General features: G+C 62.9%; 17 protein-coding genes. All 17 read right to left on the bottom strand.

The features are described from left to right. Positions 1-6: 6 nt before the first annotated feature. The 17 genes from HYE77_RS29700 to HYE77_RS29775 all read right to left on the bottom strand — a co-directional run bounded on the left by HYE77_RS29700 (position 7) and on the right by HYE77_RS29775 (position 13,399). A complete protein-coding gene (locus HYE77_RS29700) occupies positions 7-606 on the bottom strand; it encodes a YmfQ family protein (protein WP_177070235.1) in 600 nt (199 codons plus the stop codon). After that, positions 594-1,634, bottom strand: a complete 1,041-nt coding sequence (locus HYE77_RS29705; protein ID WP_177070237.1) for a baseplate J/gp47 family protein — start codon at positions 1,632-1,634, stop codon at positions 594-596. The genes HYE77_RS29700 and HYE77_RS29705 overlap by 13 nt, the downstream gene beginning before the upstream one ends. Continuing rightward, entirely contained in the window at positions 1,624-2,022 is a 399-nt protein-coding gene (locus HYE77_RS29710; protein ID WP_177044517.1) for a phage GP46 family protein, read from the bottom strand. The genes HYE77_RS29705 and HYE77_RS29710 overlap by 11 nt, the downstream gene beginning before the upstream one ends. Next, the gene (locus HYE77_RS29715; protein ID WP_177019268.1) at positions 2,022-2,531 is read right to left on the bottom strand and encodes a phage baseplate assembly protein V; all 510 of its coding nucleotides are present in this window, start codon (positions 2,529-2,531) and stop codon (positions 2,022-2,024) included. The genes HYE77_RS29710 and HYE77_RS29715 overlap by 1 nt, the downstream gene beginning before the upstream one ends. A gap of 16 nt (positions 2,532-2,547) precedes the next feature. Beyond that, positions 2,548-3,585, bottom strand: coding sequence for a phage baseplate assembly protein (locus HYE77_RS29720; RefSeq protein WP_177070239.1), 1,038 nt, complete (start codon positions 3,583-3,585; stop codon positions 2,548-2,550). A 3-nt stretch (positions 3,586-3,588) separates the two neighbouring features. Next, positions 3,589-4,827, bottom strand: a complete 1,239-nt coding sequence (locus tag HYE77_RS29725) for a DNA circularization protein (RefSeq protein ID WP_177070241.1) — start codon at positions 4,825-4,827, stop codon at positions 3,589-3,591. Further along, positions 4,814-6,430, bottom strand: coding sequence for a hypothetical protein (locus HYE77_RS29730; protein WP_177070243.1), 1,617 nt, complete (start codon positions 6,428-6,430; stop codon positions 4,814-4,816). Before HYE77_RS29730 ends, HYE77_RS29725 begins: the two co-directional genes overlap by 14 nt. After that, the gene (locus HYE77_RS32760) at positions 6,430-6,555 is read right to left on the bottom strand and encodes a hypothetical protein (RefSeq protein ID WP_010170085.1); all 126 of its coding nucleotides are present in this window, start codon (positions 6,553-6,555) and stop codon (positions 6,430-6,432) included. Before HYE77_RS32760 ends, HYE77_RS29730 begins: the two co-directional genes overlap by 1 nt. Positions 6,556-6,560: 5 nt before the next feature. Continuing rightward, positions 6,561-6,857, bottom strand: a complete 297-nt coding sequence (locus HYE77_RS29735; protein WP_102369827.1) for a phage tail assembly protein — start codon at positions 6,855-6,857, stop codon at positions 6,561-6,563. After that, positions 6,854-7,201, bottom strand: a complete 348-nt coding sequence (locus HYE77_RS29740) for a phage tail tube protein (protein WP_177022720.1) — start codon at positions 7,199-7,201, stop codon at positions 6,854-6,856. The genes HYE77_RS29735 and HYE77_RS29740 overlap by 4 nt, the downstream gene beginning before the upstream one ends. 64 nt (positions 7,202-7,265) lie before the next feature. After that, positions 7,266-8,762: a phage tail sheath subtilisin-like domain-containing protein gene (locus tag HYE77_RS29745; protein WP_102369828.1), complete on the bottom strand. Its 1,497-nt coding sequence runs from the start codon at positions 8,760-8,762 to the stop codon at positions 7,266-7,268. Further along, on the bottom strand, positions 8,762-8,944 hold the full coding sequence (locus tag HYE77_RS29750) for a DUF2635 domain-containing protein (RefSeq protein ID WP_087695298.1): 183 nt from the start codon (positions 8,942-8,944) through the stop codon (positions 8,762-8,764). The genes HYE77_RS29745 and HYE77_RS29750 overlap by 1 nt, the downstream gene beginning before the upstream one ends. After that, entirely contained in the window at positions 8,941-9,531 is a 591-nt protein-coding gene (locus HYE77_RS29755; protein WP_177022718.1) for a hypothetical protein, read from the bottom strand. Before HYE77_RS29755 ends, HYE77_RS29750 begins: the two co-directional genes overlap by 4 nt. Before the next feature lie 64 nt (positions 9,532-9,595). Further along, positions 9,596-10,603 carry a phage late control D family protein gene (locus HYE77_RS29760; RefSeq protein ID WP_177009847.1) on the bottom strand — a complete coding sequence of 336 codons (1,008 nt, stop codon included), beginning with the start codon at positions 10,601-10,603 and terminating at the stop codon, positions 9,596-9,598. A gap of 9 nt (positions 10,604-10,612) precedes the next feature. Beyond that, the gene (locus HYE77_RS29765) at positions 10,613-10,825 is read right to left on the bottom strand and encodes a tail protein X (protein WP_177028945.1); all 213 of its coding nucleotides are present in this window, start codon (positions 10,823-10,825) and stop codon (positions 10,613-10,615) included. Continuing rightward, positions 10,818-11,201 carry a phage tail protein gene (locus HYE77_RS29770; RefSeq protein WP_177028944.1) on the bottom strand — a complete coding sequence of 128 codons (384 nt, stop codon included), beginning with the start codon at positions 11,199-11,201 and terminating at the stop codon, positions 10,818-10,820. Before HYE77_RS29770 ends, HYE77_RS29765 begins: the two co-directional genes overlap by 8 nt. Beyond that, a complete protein-coding gene (locus HYE77_RS29775) occupies positions 11,201-13,399 on the bottom strand; it encodes a phage tail tape measure protein (protein WP_177070245.1) in 2,199 nt (732 codons plus the stop codon). The genes HYE77_RS29770 and HYE77_RS29775 overlap by 1 nt, the downstream gene beginning before the upstream one ends. Between the last annotated feature and the right edge of the window lie 93 nt (positions 13,400-13,492).

Consider the following 13,492-nt stretch of genomic DNA (forward strand, 5'->3'; position numbering starts at 1 on the left):
TACCCTCTAGTCATAATTGATGTGCACCTGCGTATGAGCAGGTGCGCTGCGATGAATCAGGCACTCCAGGGCGTTCCCCGGATTGACGCCAAACCGCTCTCCCCAATAACTCGCCCCAAACCGCCGCCCCAGGTGCTGGCGCCCGCCGGTGTTGAGCGTCCACATGAAGTGCGCCCGCCAGGTGCCAAAATGCGCAGCGCCAAACCGTGAGCGGCCCATGCGCGGGGCGCGATGTTCAGTGACACTGGCGTCGGGATAACCCTGGCTGCGGGCGATTTCGATGTAGTAGGCGGCGCGCTGGCTGCCCACCGCCAACAGGCGTCGACGCACTGCCAGGCGACGGTCGTCGTACAGCGGGCTCAAGCCCAGGCAGGGATCGGGCAGTTGCATCACCCTTTCCCACTCCGGCACCAGTTCGCTGACGGTCACGGGGTCCATTTCGTTTTGCAGGTCGCAGGCGCGGGCGTCGATGCGCGTAAGTTCTTCGGCGATGCCTTTGAGCACCGTCTGCAACTGCGGCATGGTCTCCAGATCCCAGGCCGGGCCGCTGGGCAACAAGGCGATCAGTTGTTCCTGATACTGGCCAGCGGTTCTCACTCCAGCCATGTGATACCTCCGAACACCAGCAACTGATTCGTCGCCGCTGCAACATCCGCCAACGGGTTTGTGAGGGTGTGATCGGTCTCGCCGGTCGCCGTGCTGATGGCTTCGGCGATATGGGTCAGCAACAAGGTGTCGCCCAGCCCCGCCTCACGGTTGTGCAGGTCACGCAGTTGGGCCTCGACAGCCGCGCGCACGGCGCTGGTGTCGGGGGTCAGGCGCAGTTGATAAGCCACCGGTTTCATCACCGGCGCCAACACATACACATCAGCGGTGACTGGCCGCAGCGGTTCGATATGGGCTTGAACCTGCGCCAGCTGCGCGGCATTGGGGATCGGCTGCGGGTCGTCGTCACGCATCACGAACACCCCCACCGTCCCCGGCCCCAGGTAATTGCCGCGACACCATGCGCGGGTAATGCCGGGCACTTCGAGGGACCAGGTCTCGTAATCCTGTGCCGAACCGCCCTGGGGAATAACGCGATAGGAACGAATCACCCGCGCCCGCAGCGACTCCAGGGTTTCTCGCGCCACACCGCCGGTCAGCCCCGGCGCCAGCACGGTAAAGGTCGAACCAATACCTTGCAGCGGCTGGACCGCGATCAGGCTCAGCCCGGCATCAGCGTTGCCCAGCGTGCCGGCATCAATCGCCTGCACCGTGGCGGTGTTGAGGCCTGCATGGGTGGTACCGGCAGCGGTGACTTTGAAGCTGCGACCATCACTGGTTTGCAGCACCGTGTCCACATCCAGCACCGCGCCCGCCGCTGCGGTAAAACTCACGGTGCCACTGGCGGCTACCGCCGCCTTGCGTGCCTGGTTCAAACGCAGCGCAGCGATGCGTTCCAGGGTGGATTCATCGGCGGTATCCGGCAGGATCTGCTCAGCGATCCAATCGAGATAACCGTACAGGCCGAACGCAGCGCCACTCAGTGTGCGCGCCAGGACCTGGGCATCGGACTGGCGCAGCGAATCGCTGGCCAGGTCGCTTTGGGTGCGTTTGATCAGCACCGGCAGCGAAGGGGTTTCAAACGGCATAGATCACCTGCCAACTGTTATCAGGGTTGATGTCCAGGCGCTCGCCATCGGCCAGGGTCAGCTGCGTTCGCAGGTTGAGCCGCTGGGCGTCGAGGCGCTCACTGAGGACTTCGATGGCGCTGCAATGCCCGTCGTCGATCAGCCATTGCAAGGCTTCGCGGGCATAGAATTCGGCGTCCAGTTGCGTCTGGTGGGTCAGCTTGACCCGGCGCAGCAACCACAATCTTGAGCCGATACGGTCGTCGGCCACGCTGGGAAAACTGTCGCCCCACCAGCCGAAGCGCTCGTCATCGTCAACCGCATCGTCGGGCGCGGCACGGCGCCAGGTGAACAGGCTGATCAGCACCGAGCGGGTCAGGGCCTTTTTCAGGTTGTCGGAGACGAACATCACTGGCCTCCCGCCGGCGCACCGGTCTGGCCGCTGCCGGGCTGGACGCCCACATGCACGTGCTGGATCTGGCTGATGCCGCCGGCAATCTGGTCGCCCTGGGAGATGATCTTGCCGCTCTGGGTCAGGGTCGGCGTATCAATGTTCACCGCCTGGCTGGCGCGGATATTCAAGGTGCCGGTTTCAATGTCGATTACCCGCCCGCGCTTGAAATGAACTTTGTCGCCTTCGTCGGTATAGATCGCCACTTCACCCGGCGCCAGGGACTGCAAGCGATAGCGACGGTCGGCCACCACCAGCACGATGGCATGGGAGCGGTCACCGCCCAGGAAGGTGGCGATGCCTTCAGCACCCGCCAGAGGGTTGCTGGTAAAACCGTAGGGTTCGAAGTGCTCCATGTCGTCGTTCACTTCGCCTGCCGTCAGGCGCATTTGCAGCGATTGCAGCTTGGTGGCCGAGTGGGCGAGCACGACAGTGCCGCGCGCCAGCAGGCGAGTCAGTAAGCTCATGGAAATTCCTTGGTGGTTAAGCGGATGGCAACGGATTGGCATTAAAGGTGGACGGCGGCGCCACCTGTAGGGTGGTGATCGAACCTTGGTCGGAGAGCGACCAGGTGACCTTGGAGATCAGCATGTCCTGGTCAAAGCCCAGCACCGGATCGATCACCCGCACCAACAGGTTGTGGCGCCACAAATCGCCGTTGGACTGCCGCCAGCCTTGCACGGTGTAGGTGGTGGTCAGGGCTTTTCCGGTACGGGTGGCGCGTTCCCAGTCGGCGCGTTGCTGGGCCAGCTCGGGGGTCAACTGCGTCGGTTCGCTGATCACCGTGACGCGTTTTCGCGTGGCTTTTTCATCCCGGGAAATCCCTGAAACCTCACTGACCGCCGCTGCGTTTTTTTGATCATCGCCCTTGTGCTGGCCGATGACGCGGTACTCGGAAAATACCGAGCTGAAGTCCATCGGTGCGTTAGCCGAAAGGATGTTCTGGCCCAGCTCCAGGCTGTCATTCGCACGCCCTGCACTACCGGGCGATGCCAATACCAGGCGCCCATCCGCATCGTCGGTGGAGAACACCCGATACAACGTCAGCAAGCGGTCGATGGATTGAAATACCGTCTCCCCGGGCACGATGCTGTGGGTATGCAGGCGCGCGGTTTCGGCAATCTCGCTGTGCACCTCCACGCCATAGGTGGCCGTCAGCGCCCGGACGATGCTCAGCACACTTTGCCCGCGCCACTGGCCGGGCTGGTTTATCGCTGCGCAGTCCACCAGGTCCTGGGTCACTGAGCCGCCCTGAATACTCAGGCTGATCTGTCGGCCGTCGTAACTGATGGGCGCTTTGAACACAAAGCCGGTGAGCACCAGGTCGCAACCGATGCGTACCTGGCAACGGGCGCCGGGCTTGATCGGCGCCGCCAGGGTTTGCCCGGGCCATTGCCAGGTGATGTTGAGGGTGAAGGTGCGAAATTGACGCTCCAGGTCGGCGCTGATTTCCACGCTTTTCCAGCCGCCATAATCCAGGCCGTCCACGGTCAGGGTGACGGCATTGTCCAACTCGTTCATGGGTTACTCCCTGACCACTTGCAGGTCCGCCGGTGGCAGGAAGCCCGGATGGGCCACCCGATTGCGCTGCACCACCTCGCCCACTCGCGTCGCGTCACCGAACCGCTGATAGGCCAACAGCAAGGCGGGCATGCTGCGCATCGGCGTCAGATTGACCAGCCGGACACCGGACGAAGCCACCGCCGTCAGATGCGCGAACATCTGTTGGCGCAGGTCGTTCAGCGCAACATAGTGCCCGGCGTCGGCCTTCAATGCGGCTTGCCACATGGCTTCGTTCAGAAGGTCACGCAGCACCAGCACATCGTCGGCCACCGGCACTTCGCGGCGCTGCACCGGCTGTGCCGCCTGTTGCGCCAGGGATGGCGTGGTACTGAGGGTCACCGCTTTTGTCGCCACCGGTACGTCCGCCAGCCAATGGGCGATCTTCACCCACAACGCATCCTGTACCAGGTTGGCAGTGGCTTGCACCGCCGCCACGCTGTCCTTGCCGGTGGTCAGCTTCGGCACGTCGATAGTGCGAGCCGCTTCCACCTGCTGCGAGAGGTTGGCCAACATGCCGCGATAGCCGTTGCGGGCAAATGCCTTCAACTCCTTCACATCACCGAGCAAGCCCTTGAACTCGGCGCTCAATTCCTTGGGCACTTCCTTGATGGCTTTGACCAAGGCATTCAGGTCGCCATACAACTGAATCAGTGGGGCAAACTGCTGCTCAATCACCTGGTAAACCTCTGCCAGGCCATTGCGCAACGCCTGGATGCCCACCCGCGCCTGCTTCACCAGTGCGACGGCCTGCTCAAAGCGCAGCACCGCCGAACCCAGCAAACTGTCGGCCGACACCAGCAACAGCTGGCGGGTGTTGACCGCCGTAGTGGGAAACTTCAAAGGTTCGTCGGGATAGAACTTCAGGGCAAAGGTCACCAGCCCGCCGTCCTGGCGGGTTTGGGTCATCTCGCATTCGCCGACCTTGACCTGCAACCGTCCAAGCCACGGGTGCACCAGCTCGCCGGCACCCTCCTCCAGGGCCTTGAGCAACTTGTCGCATTGCTCCAGGCAATCCTCGCCCACTACAAATGCCGTCAGCTCATGCACCCTGGACTGTTGGCCCAGCCCTTCAAAAAAAGGCAGGTCGCGCTGAGGGTATTCGTGCAACTGGCCCTTCTTGCCGACCGGGACTTTCGCCTGGTCAACCCAAAACCCGACGCCACGAAACGACGCCGGCAACAAACGATCACGCCAGCTCATTGGAGCCTCCAAGGGACAGGGAACGGTAGCCGACACGTGGGGTGACGCTCAGGCCGGGCTGGTTGGTTCTGGGCTGGTCGACCCGCAGGCCGGCCGGTGCATTGTCGAAGCTCACCCGCAAATCGCCGTTGAGCTGCGTGCGGTTGTTGGCAGCGGTTTGTTGCAGCAGCGAACTGGAGCTGGACGCCAGCGGTGATACCAAGCCAGGCCCCTTGCGGAACCAGGATGGGTTACGCGCGCTTTCGGCATTACGTTCCTGTTGCTCGGTGGTCAACTCCAGCACACTGCCGGTCGCCTGGTTGATCACTTCACCCAGCCCACCGTTGAACAGCTTGCGAATCGGTGCGGTGATCACCGCAAGCTTCTCCGACAGCGCCGTGAACCAACTCAGCACCGGTGCCCACATGGCTTCAAGTTGCTCCATCGGATGCCAGTCGTCGAACAGGCCACTCAACACTACAAAGGCGTCCTGGGCCTGCAACTTGATATCGCCCCAGATCGAGGCGAATGCACCGCTGACGCTACCCCAGACGGCAGAAACCTTGTCCAGGGGCGACCAATCGAAGTAACTGCTGACGATGGTAAAAGCCGCCAGCGCGGTGAGTTTGAAGTCACTCCAGATCGCCGCAAACATCTCACTGATCACACCCCAGTTGGCAATGATTTGCCCTTGGGGTGACCAACTGAACAGACTTTTCATGAACTCGACCACCGGCACACTCAGTGCCTTGAGCAAGTCCCAGAGGGCCGCAAAAAAGCCGCTCAACGGCGTCCAGTTGTTGACGATCAAACCCATTGGCGACCAGGAAAACAGTGTGGTGAAAAAGCCGACCAAGGGCTGCGCCATCACCTTCAGCGACGTCCACAGCCCGGCAAAAAAGCCTGTGATCGGCCCCCACAAGCGCATCACCTGTTCCAGCGGACGAAACGCAAAGATCGTCTGGAAAAACTCGCCCAAGGTTCCAATCGCCGCCATCACCCGTTCGCCGAGCCCGACAAAAAATGCCGAAATCGGCTTCCAGTTGGCAACGATCAAGCCTGCCGCCACGGCAATGCCTACAGCCACCAAAACTATCGGATTGGCGCTGAGCACCAGCTGCATCAAGCCCAGTGCCTGAGACACGCCGGTGACGGCCGCCTGCATCGCGGTAAACGCTACTGCGCCGGCAGCCAGGCCCTGCACCAGTTGCGGATTTTCGGTGAGCACCTGGGCCACCGTCGTCAGCAACGGCTCCAACCCGACCACCACCGCCGTGACGGCCGGCAACAGCGCAGTACCAAACGCCACCGACACCTTGTCCAGCGACGCGTTGAAATCCTTCAGCCCTTGCGCCGCCGTTTCGGTAACGCCCTGCCCCACGGCGGCATTGACCTCGCCGACCTCAGCCTTGAACGCCAGCGCCGATTTGATACCGCTGATAAACGGTGCCGCCAGCCCACCGCCCTTTACCAAACCGGCGATATCCAGCTTGCCGAGACCGGTCTGTTCCAGGTTCTGCCTGAAGCGCCCGACCATGGCCTGCAGCGCAGCAAGCTTGGGCGACAGCTGGTCGATGCCGGTCAGGCGCACGGCGGTACTTTCTACTTTCTGAGCTTCTGCCATCACTGCACCTGCTGCATCGCATTGATCCGTTGCGCATGCTCCAGGGATTCCCGGAGCGTATCCAAAGGCCTGGCCAGCATCTGTTCGGGATCAACCTTCCAGAACCAGGCCAGGTCATAGGCCACCGCAATCAGCTCGGCGACGGAGCCTGCGCCGCACTCATGAAAAAACCGGCGACGGCCCAGCTCAGCGCGTTGAAGTCCATCAGGTCGAGCTGGTTGACCGACGACGGCGGGATACCCGCGCACACGGCGATGTACTTGGCGGCGACGTCAAGGTCCAGACTCACGTCTTCGCCCTTGTCGATCTTGTACGGCAGCGCCTTGATTGCCCGCACCTCCTGCACCGTCGGGCGGCGCAGGGTGAGTTCGGTCAATGACTCGCCGTGGGCCTCGATGGCCGCTTGCAGCTTCACCGTATCGGTCATTGCCAGGTCCCCTTGATGCCTTCGAATTTCAGCTCGATCACGGCATCGTCGCCCTTGGCCACCGGCTCTTCCACCAGGTAGGCACCGGCCAGCACGTAGACCTTGCCGTTGTTGAATTCGCAGGTGACGGTCATGTCGGTGCCGGCGATCAGTTGCTTCATTGGAAAGTCCGGCGTGTGCAGCGCGGTAACTTTGAAAGACGGGGTGATGTCGGTTTCCTTATAGAAACCCGGCACCACGGTTTCCCGCTTGACGGCCATCAACGGTGCTTCGCAGCCGCCGTTGATGGTCAGTTGAGCGCCGTCCACTTTGACGTAGCAGGTGCCCGCAATCAGTTGACCCATGATGTTTCTCCCAAAAATAAGCCCGCACTCGGCGGGCTGGAATCAGTTGCGAAAAGCGCGGGGCCTACACCGCCGCGTCGTACTGCAAACGGAACTGGTTGAGCAGCGCGAACACCCGCAGCCCGTTGACGTAATCCGGCGGGAACAGCACGTTGACCCGGCTCGGGTCCTGGCTGTCGCGCTCGACGATCAGGTGCTCGGCGAACAGCTCGGCGTTCTCCACATGGCCTTCCAGTTCGAGCTTGGCGTACTGGGCAATCAGCTCACCGCGGATGGTGCTCGGGGTGACGATCGGCTGGCCGGCGCCAAAGCGCGTGCCGTCAGCAGCGAGTTTGTGGCGCCCGTACTTGCTGGTGATCACGCTCTGCAGGCGGCGCACGATAAAGGCCGACTGGTGCAGGGTTTCGCTGTCCAGATAGGAATTGTCCGCCTGGCCGAACGCGTTCTTCTGGTAAGTGGTGATGGCCCGCTGAATGCGCACGTAACCGCCTTCGTAGTAAGCGGTGGCGATGCCGTAGTTGAGCAGCGATTGGCGCTCGGTCAGAGTGAAGCGCTCGCTCGCGTCGGCCGGATCGAGGCCCGGCAAGCTGCCGCTTTGGGTCGGACGACTGGCATCGGCAGAGATGAACACCGCCGTGCGTGCAGCCAATGCTGCGGCCTGGACCCAGAACGGTTGCGGCACGCCCGGCTCCATGGCCTGGATGGTCACGTGCTGGTCATTTCGCCCTTGCCCGGCCGCCACCAGGGTGCCGATAGTGCCGCGCTTGGCGGTGTAGACGTGGCCGAACAGTTGCTTGGCCCACGACCAACGACCGCTGTTGTCATCCATCACCGCTTGCCAGGCGTTGAGGCTGGTGGTGTCGGCCCAGGGCATGCAGATGAACTCGAACGGCTCGTCGCCCAGCGCAGCCAATGCCGCGAGCTGGTCCGGCACACCGGCGCCCGCCGCCATTTTGCCGAGCACGGCGGTCAGGCCGTCGGGGGTTTGTTCGCCGTTGCTCTGGCCCAGGCGGTTGAGCTGCAGGCTGATGTCGTTGCCACTCTCACCGGTCCACTTGGCGGTCAGGGTGACGGTGCCATCGGCGGCTACCGCACTGACCGGCAGGTCGGCACTGGCGTTGATTTTCAGCGCCAGGGCGGTGGCAGCCACGGCAGCCGTCGCACCATTGATCACGGTCGCTTGAACCCGGGTGCCGCCGACGTACAGGCTGAGAATGCCACCTTGGGTCGCGGCGCCGGTCAGCTTGAGCTCGGCCTTGGCCGCGCTGCCTTCGGTGCTGTGCAGCGGCAGGCACCAGATCTCGCCCACCGGGTCACTCTTGCGGAACGTCTCGTACATCGACGCCAGCATCGAACCCTGGCCACCGATACGCTTGGCCATGGCCGCGCTCGATACCAGCACCAGGCTGCCGATTTCCGGGCTGGTGACGTTGTCGTTGACCTGGGCCACGATCAGCCGGCGCAGGGCCGACGACGCACTATTGGCCGCCGAATTGTCCATCTCGGCGTAGAACAGCGGCACACGAATGTCCGCCGGAATATGACTGAATCCGATCGCCATTACTTGGCTCCCTGTGTTTTTGCCGCCTTGACGGCTTTGGTTGTGATGTCGCCATCGGCCAGACGTCGACGCCACCAGGCGTTGTCCGGGACTTCGCGGCCTTCGGCGGGCAACAGATCGCCCGCCTCCGGGTCAGGTACGGCACGGCCGGAAACCGGCAGTACGGTGATGCGTTTGCTCATGGTTTTACCTCGGCAGAAAACGTCATTTCCAGGCGCCCGTCGGGGCCTGGGCGTTGCAGGTTGGGGTCGGCTGGGTCAATGGCATCGACCCGCACCGTCACCCCGTTGAAGGACGGCAAAGCGTCCAGTTCAAGCTCGAGCCAGGTTTCCGCCGGCTGCGTGCTGAGGTTGCGTCCCAACTGGCTCTCGAGAAAAAACCGCAGCCGGTACAACCCGCGAACCTTGCTGAGCAACAGCCATTCGCCAGCGTCGTACTGGATGGGCTCGTAGAACCCCTCGGGCCTGTAGCCCACCAGCGCCCGCCAGACCTCGGCGCGCAAGGCATGCAGCTGGTCCATCGCCTGGGCTTGCTGGCCCTCCGGCAAATCCAGCACCAGCACCACGCCAAAATGTTCGCGCAGGGGTTGGCGACTGCTGTTTTGCGCAGCGTTAGGGCTGGCCTTGTCACTGATCGGCGTCACGACCGCCTGGGGTGAGTCGAGCACTGGCAGGTTTTGCAGCGCGTCGAGGTCGAGGCCGGCGCCGATGTGTTGGTTGAACGATGGGCAGTGATCCCGAAGATGACTGACCAGAGGGGTTATCTTCATGGCATCTCACCAGGCAATAAAAAACCCGCCGAAGCGGGTGGGTGGAAGGAACCGATCGAGCACGTCATTGCGGTGACGACAATCCGTTCGCCTTGATCGTGCATCGGTAGCTTTCCTTGCGTTTGCCGACGGCCGTCAGCGTGTCGATGGACCAGCGCCCCTGCATGAAGCCGGGCCAGGTTTCATCCAGCACCAGCAGCCCTTCGGCCTGGAACGCCGGGTTGCCGGGGCATATCACATTGATCTGCAGGCCTTCACGGCTAACCCGGCGCATCTCGCCTTCGGCCGCCGTCCTGGCTTCGTCTTCGCTCTGGTAGCGCTGGGCAAGGACTTTGAACGGCGCACCGCCCACCTCCACCTCACGTTTCTTGCAGGTAGCGACATCCCACCAGGACGCCTTGGCCCCTTCGAACTTGGCCCGGCTGGTCTCGGTAAAACTGGCGCTGATAAACGCGCGGTCGCCCGGACGGTTATCACGAGTGACCGACAGCCGCACTTCTTGCAGCGGCTTGCCCGACAGCGAGGTGATCTGGCCTTTACGGCCCAGCACATACAGCTCGTCGACAGGCTTGGCCACCGCATCAAAACGCTTGGCAAGCCGGGTCAGAAAGCTCATGTCGCTTTCGTTGGTCTGGTCGATGTGAGCGATCTTTTCAGCGTCCAGATCCGGCGCGACCCTGGGTGAGAATCCATAACGTATGGTCAGTTGGCGGAACAGTGCGCCCAGGGTGGTCGGCCCATGGCTGGCTGTGCGGCGCTGTTTGAATTCGTCCTGGTCGAACGGCGCCGCCGTGGCCACCAACACCAGGCGCAGGGGGAACAGGTACGGGGTGCGCTGGGTAATCTTGAAGAGCCCCTTGTCCTCCAGGCCGGTCTCCAGGTAACCGACCCGCAGGCCGATCCTCCCACCCAGGCTGGGCAATCCCTCAAGCCCTTCGATGTCGAGGGTCAGCTTGAGCTGGTCGGAGACGAAGCCTGCGGCATCGGTGTGTTCCCACTCCAGTAATCGCTCGTTGAGCAGCGCGGCATTGGTCCCGTAAATTTCCACCGCCGGTGTGAATCCAAGTGCCATGGTTCCTCCTTAATCCCAAACCGAAACCGGTTTTTTTGCGGCGGACCGCGCGTCCAGCTCCGGTACGATTACACCGATGCCGGCCGGCAATACCGCCCCGTGTTCCGCGAGGTCCGGGTTGAGATGCCACAGTGCTTCCTCGGCAGCGTCGTCGCTGCGACCCAGTTCGCGGTAGAGCAGCAGGTTGACGGAGTCACCGGCAATACTTCGGACTCTACGCATTGACGAATTCCTCCAGTATCAACGTCCAATTGATCAGCATGGCGGTGCCGTCGTCGATCACGTTGGCTTGTTTCTCGTCCACCGATTTGATCGTCCACAGCCCCCAGTTACGGCCAATCCCGTCCACCAACGGCAGCGGTGTACGCAAGGCCTGCAAGTCGCGCAGTTCGTCGAGCCTGGCCATGCCAATGCCACGCGCCGCCTTGCCGGCAAAGGTCAATGTTTCGAGGGCCTGGCCGGTCTGGCTGGACTTGGGTTTGCCGGCAATGATGTCCAGCGCGACCCAGCCACCGCTACTCATACGGTCGAGGGTCGCGTAGGCAAACCCGCGCGACAGCCCGAAAATAAAGCTGCCCAACACCATTTGTTGTCGCATTAAACCGCTCCATCGGTGAGTGCCGCGTCGCGTCGCGTCGCCAGCAGGTTGTCCATCGACAGCGGCGTGAACTGCGCCTCGATCTGTTGCACGACGAGCGCCGCCAGCGCCTGGTAACTGGTCTGCTCGGGTGCGGTAATGTTGATCTGCGGGGCGAAGTTGATTTGCCGGTTGTCTGTTTGAGCGTTGGGAAGGCTTTGGCTGACTTGTTCGGGTGGCGGGAGACGGTCGTCGCTGCTCATGACTTTCTCGCCCAGGCTCGCCCCGACGTCGCTGCCGACGAACGTGCCGACGACGCCGCCCACCACCTTACCGATTGCACCGCCGGCAAAGCCGCCGATCACACCGCCCAACACTGTGCCGGCGCCCGGAATAATCGAACCCAGCGCCGCCCCGGCGAGCGTGCCAACGGCTCGCCCAATGGCCAGCCCTGCAACCTCGCCGGCCACACCACCCGCGACGCCACCGCCTATCGACCCCACACTGGCGCCAACGGACTCTTTCAGGGTGCCATTGCTCGCGCCCTTGATGAGATTGATACCCGCGTCTGCCACCACCAACGCCAACGAACCGCGCTTCGCGATTCGGCTGGCTCTGTTGGTTTTCGTGGGCGCATCAGGGCCTGAGTTTTTGCCTGGCGTGCGCTCGCCCTGGCGTGTGTCGTTGCCTTGTGACTTCCCTTTGCTGCCGGACGGGTCGGGCTTGTTGCCACCGGCATCGCGGGGCGCGTCACCCTCGCCCAGGACTTTCCCGGCGACCTTGTCGAAGACTTTGTCCACGACAGTGCCGCCGAGCTTCTTCGCCAGCGGCACCATCACCACCGCGGCCAATGTGAGGGCGGCCGTGGCTTTGGGCAGCGATTCAGCCAGCCAGCCCAAGCCATTGACCACTGAGGTCAGCACCGTCAGTGCGCCGTTTTTCAGGGGGGCAATCGCCGTATCGGAAGCTGTCTCCAGGCGGGTGGTGCTGGCCTGGAAGGCTTGTTCATGAGCTTGTGTGGAGTCTGCCCGTCCGGTGGCCGAACGCATGACCGAGCCCTGGTCTCCCAGGACCGAAGTCGCGTAAGTCGACTTGTCGGCCACCGCCGTAAAGGCCTGCTTCAGCGTGTCGATCACCGGCACCAGGCTCAGAATCGAGCGGTTACCGTCGAACAACTGCGTGGCCAGTGCCGCCTGCCTTTCCTGGGGCTGCGCCTTGAGCGCCTCGAGGACCGTCAGCACTGTTTGCGGTGCATCCTGCTTCATGCCTGCCGCAAGCACCTTCGGGTCAAGCTTGAGCTCTGCCCAGGCAGCACGCTGCCCCTCGGACGCACCGTCACCCTTGGCCAGCGCGGCGCCGACTTTTTCCACCGCAAGCCCGGCAGACGCCCGGTTGTTACCAACCGTCAGCAACGCCGCCGAAAACGCCGCTACCTGCTCGGGGCTCATGCCCGACGTTCTCGCCGCAGTGCTCTGGCGCACAATCGAACCAATATCCACCGCATCGGCCTTGAGCGAAGCGTGGGAACCCAGCACGTTGGTGGCGTCAGCCAGATCCAGCGCCTGCGGGCGATCCAGCTTCATCGACCCACGCCAGCCGCCCATCATCTCGCCGGCCGTCTTGATATCGGTCTGAAAGGCCGCGGCGATGAGCGCGCTATCGCGGGCGAACTGCAGCAAATCAGCCTGGCGAGTTTCAAGGTCCTTGCCTACGCCGGACCGGGCCCCCACCTGCTCCACCCTTGCCAGGTCGACAGCATCTGCGCCACTCGCGGCAACCATCGGGTCGGACGCCAAGGCCAGGTTGGCTTCGCGCAGTTGTGTGCGCTCATACCCGGCAAACCCCACCACTTCATGCAGGTCGGTCATCGCCGTGTCCAGCGCCTGCGAGGGTTTGACGGTATCGGATGAGGCGCCGCCCGTGCTATTGCCCTTGCCGGTTTTCAGGGCACCCATCACATCGAGCAATGAGCCGTTGAACCTCTCCAGCGTGTCGATGAGCCGGGTCTGCCCCGTGACCAGTTGCGTCAGTTGCGCACCGACATTCGCCAGTTCCTGGCCCGGTACGTCCTTGGGTACGGCATCAAGCAAGGACGGGCCGGCAAGCATCGGCGCAATCGGCTGGATGCTGGCGCCTGCCCCGGCCGTTTCAAGCGAGCCGTAAATCGCCTCGCCGTCCCTGGCGATGAGCGACCTCAATCCAAATTTACTGTCTGCCATCCGCTCTACTCCTGTTTGACGCCAAGGCGAGTGATCGCGATGTCGTAGCGGCGCAATGCTTTTCCGGCGTCCCAGTCCAGGATTTCCGCTTCA

The organism is Pseudomonas sp. IPO3774, assembly GCF_013386835.1.
Taxonomy (GTDB): Bacteria; Pseudomonadota; Gammaproteobacteria; order Pseudomonadales; family Pseudomonadaceae; genus Aquipseudomonas.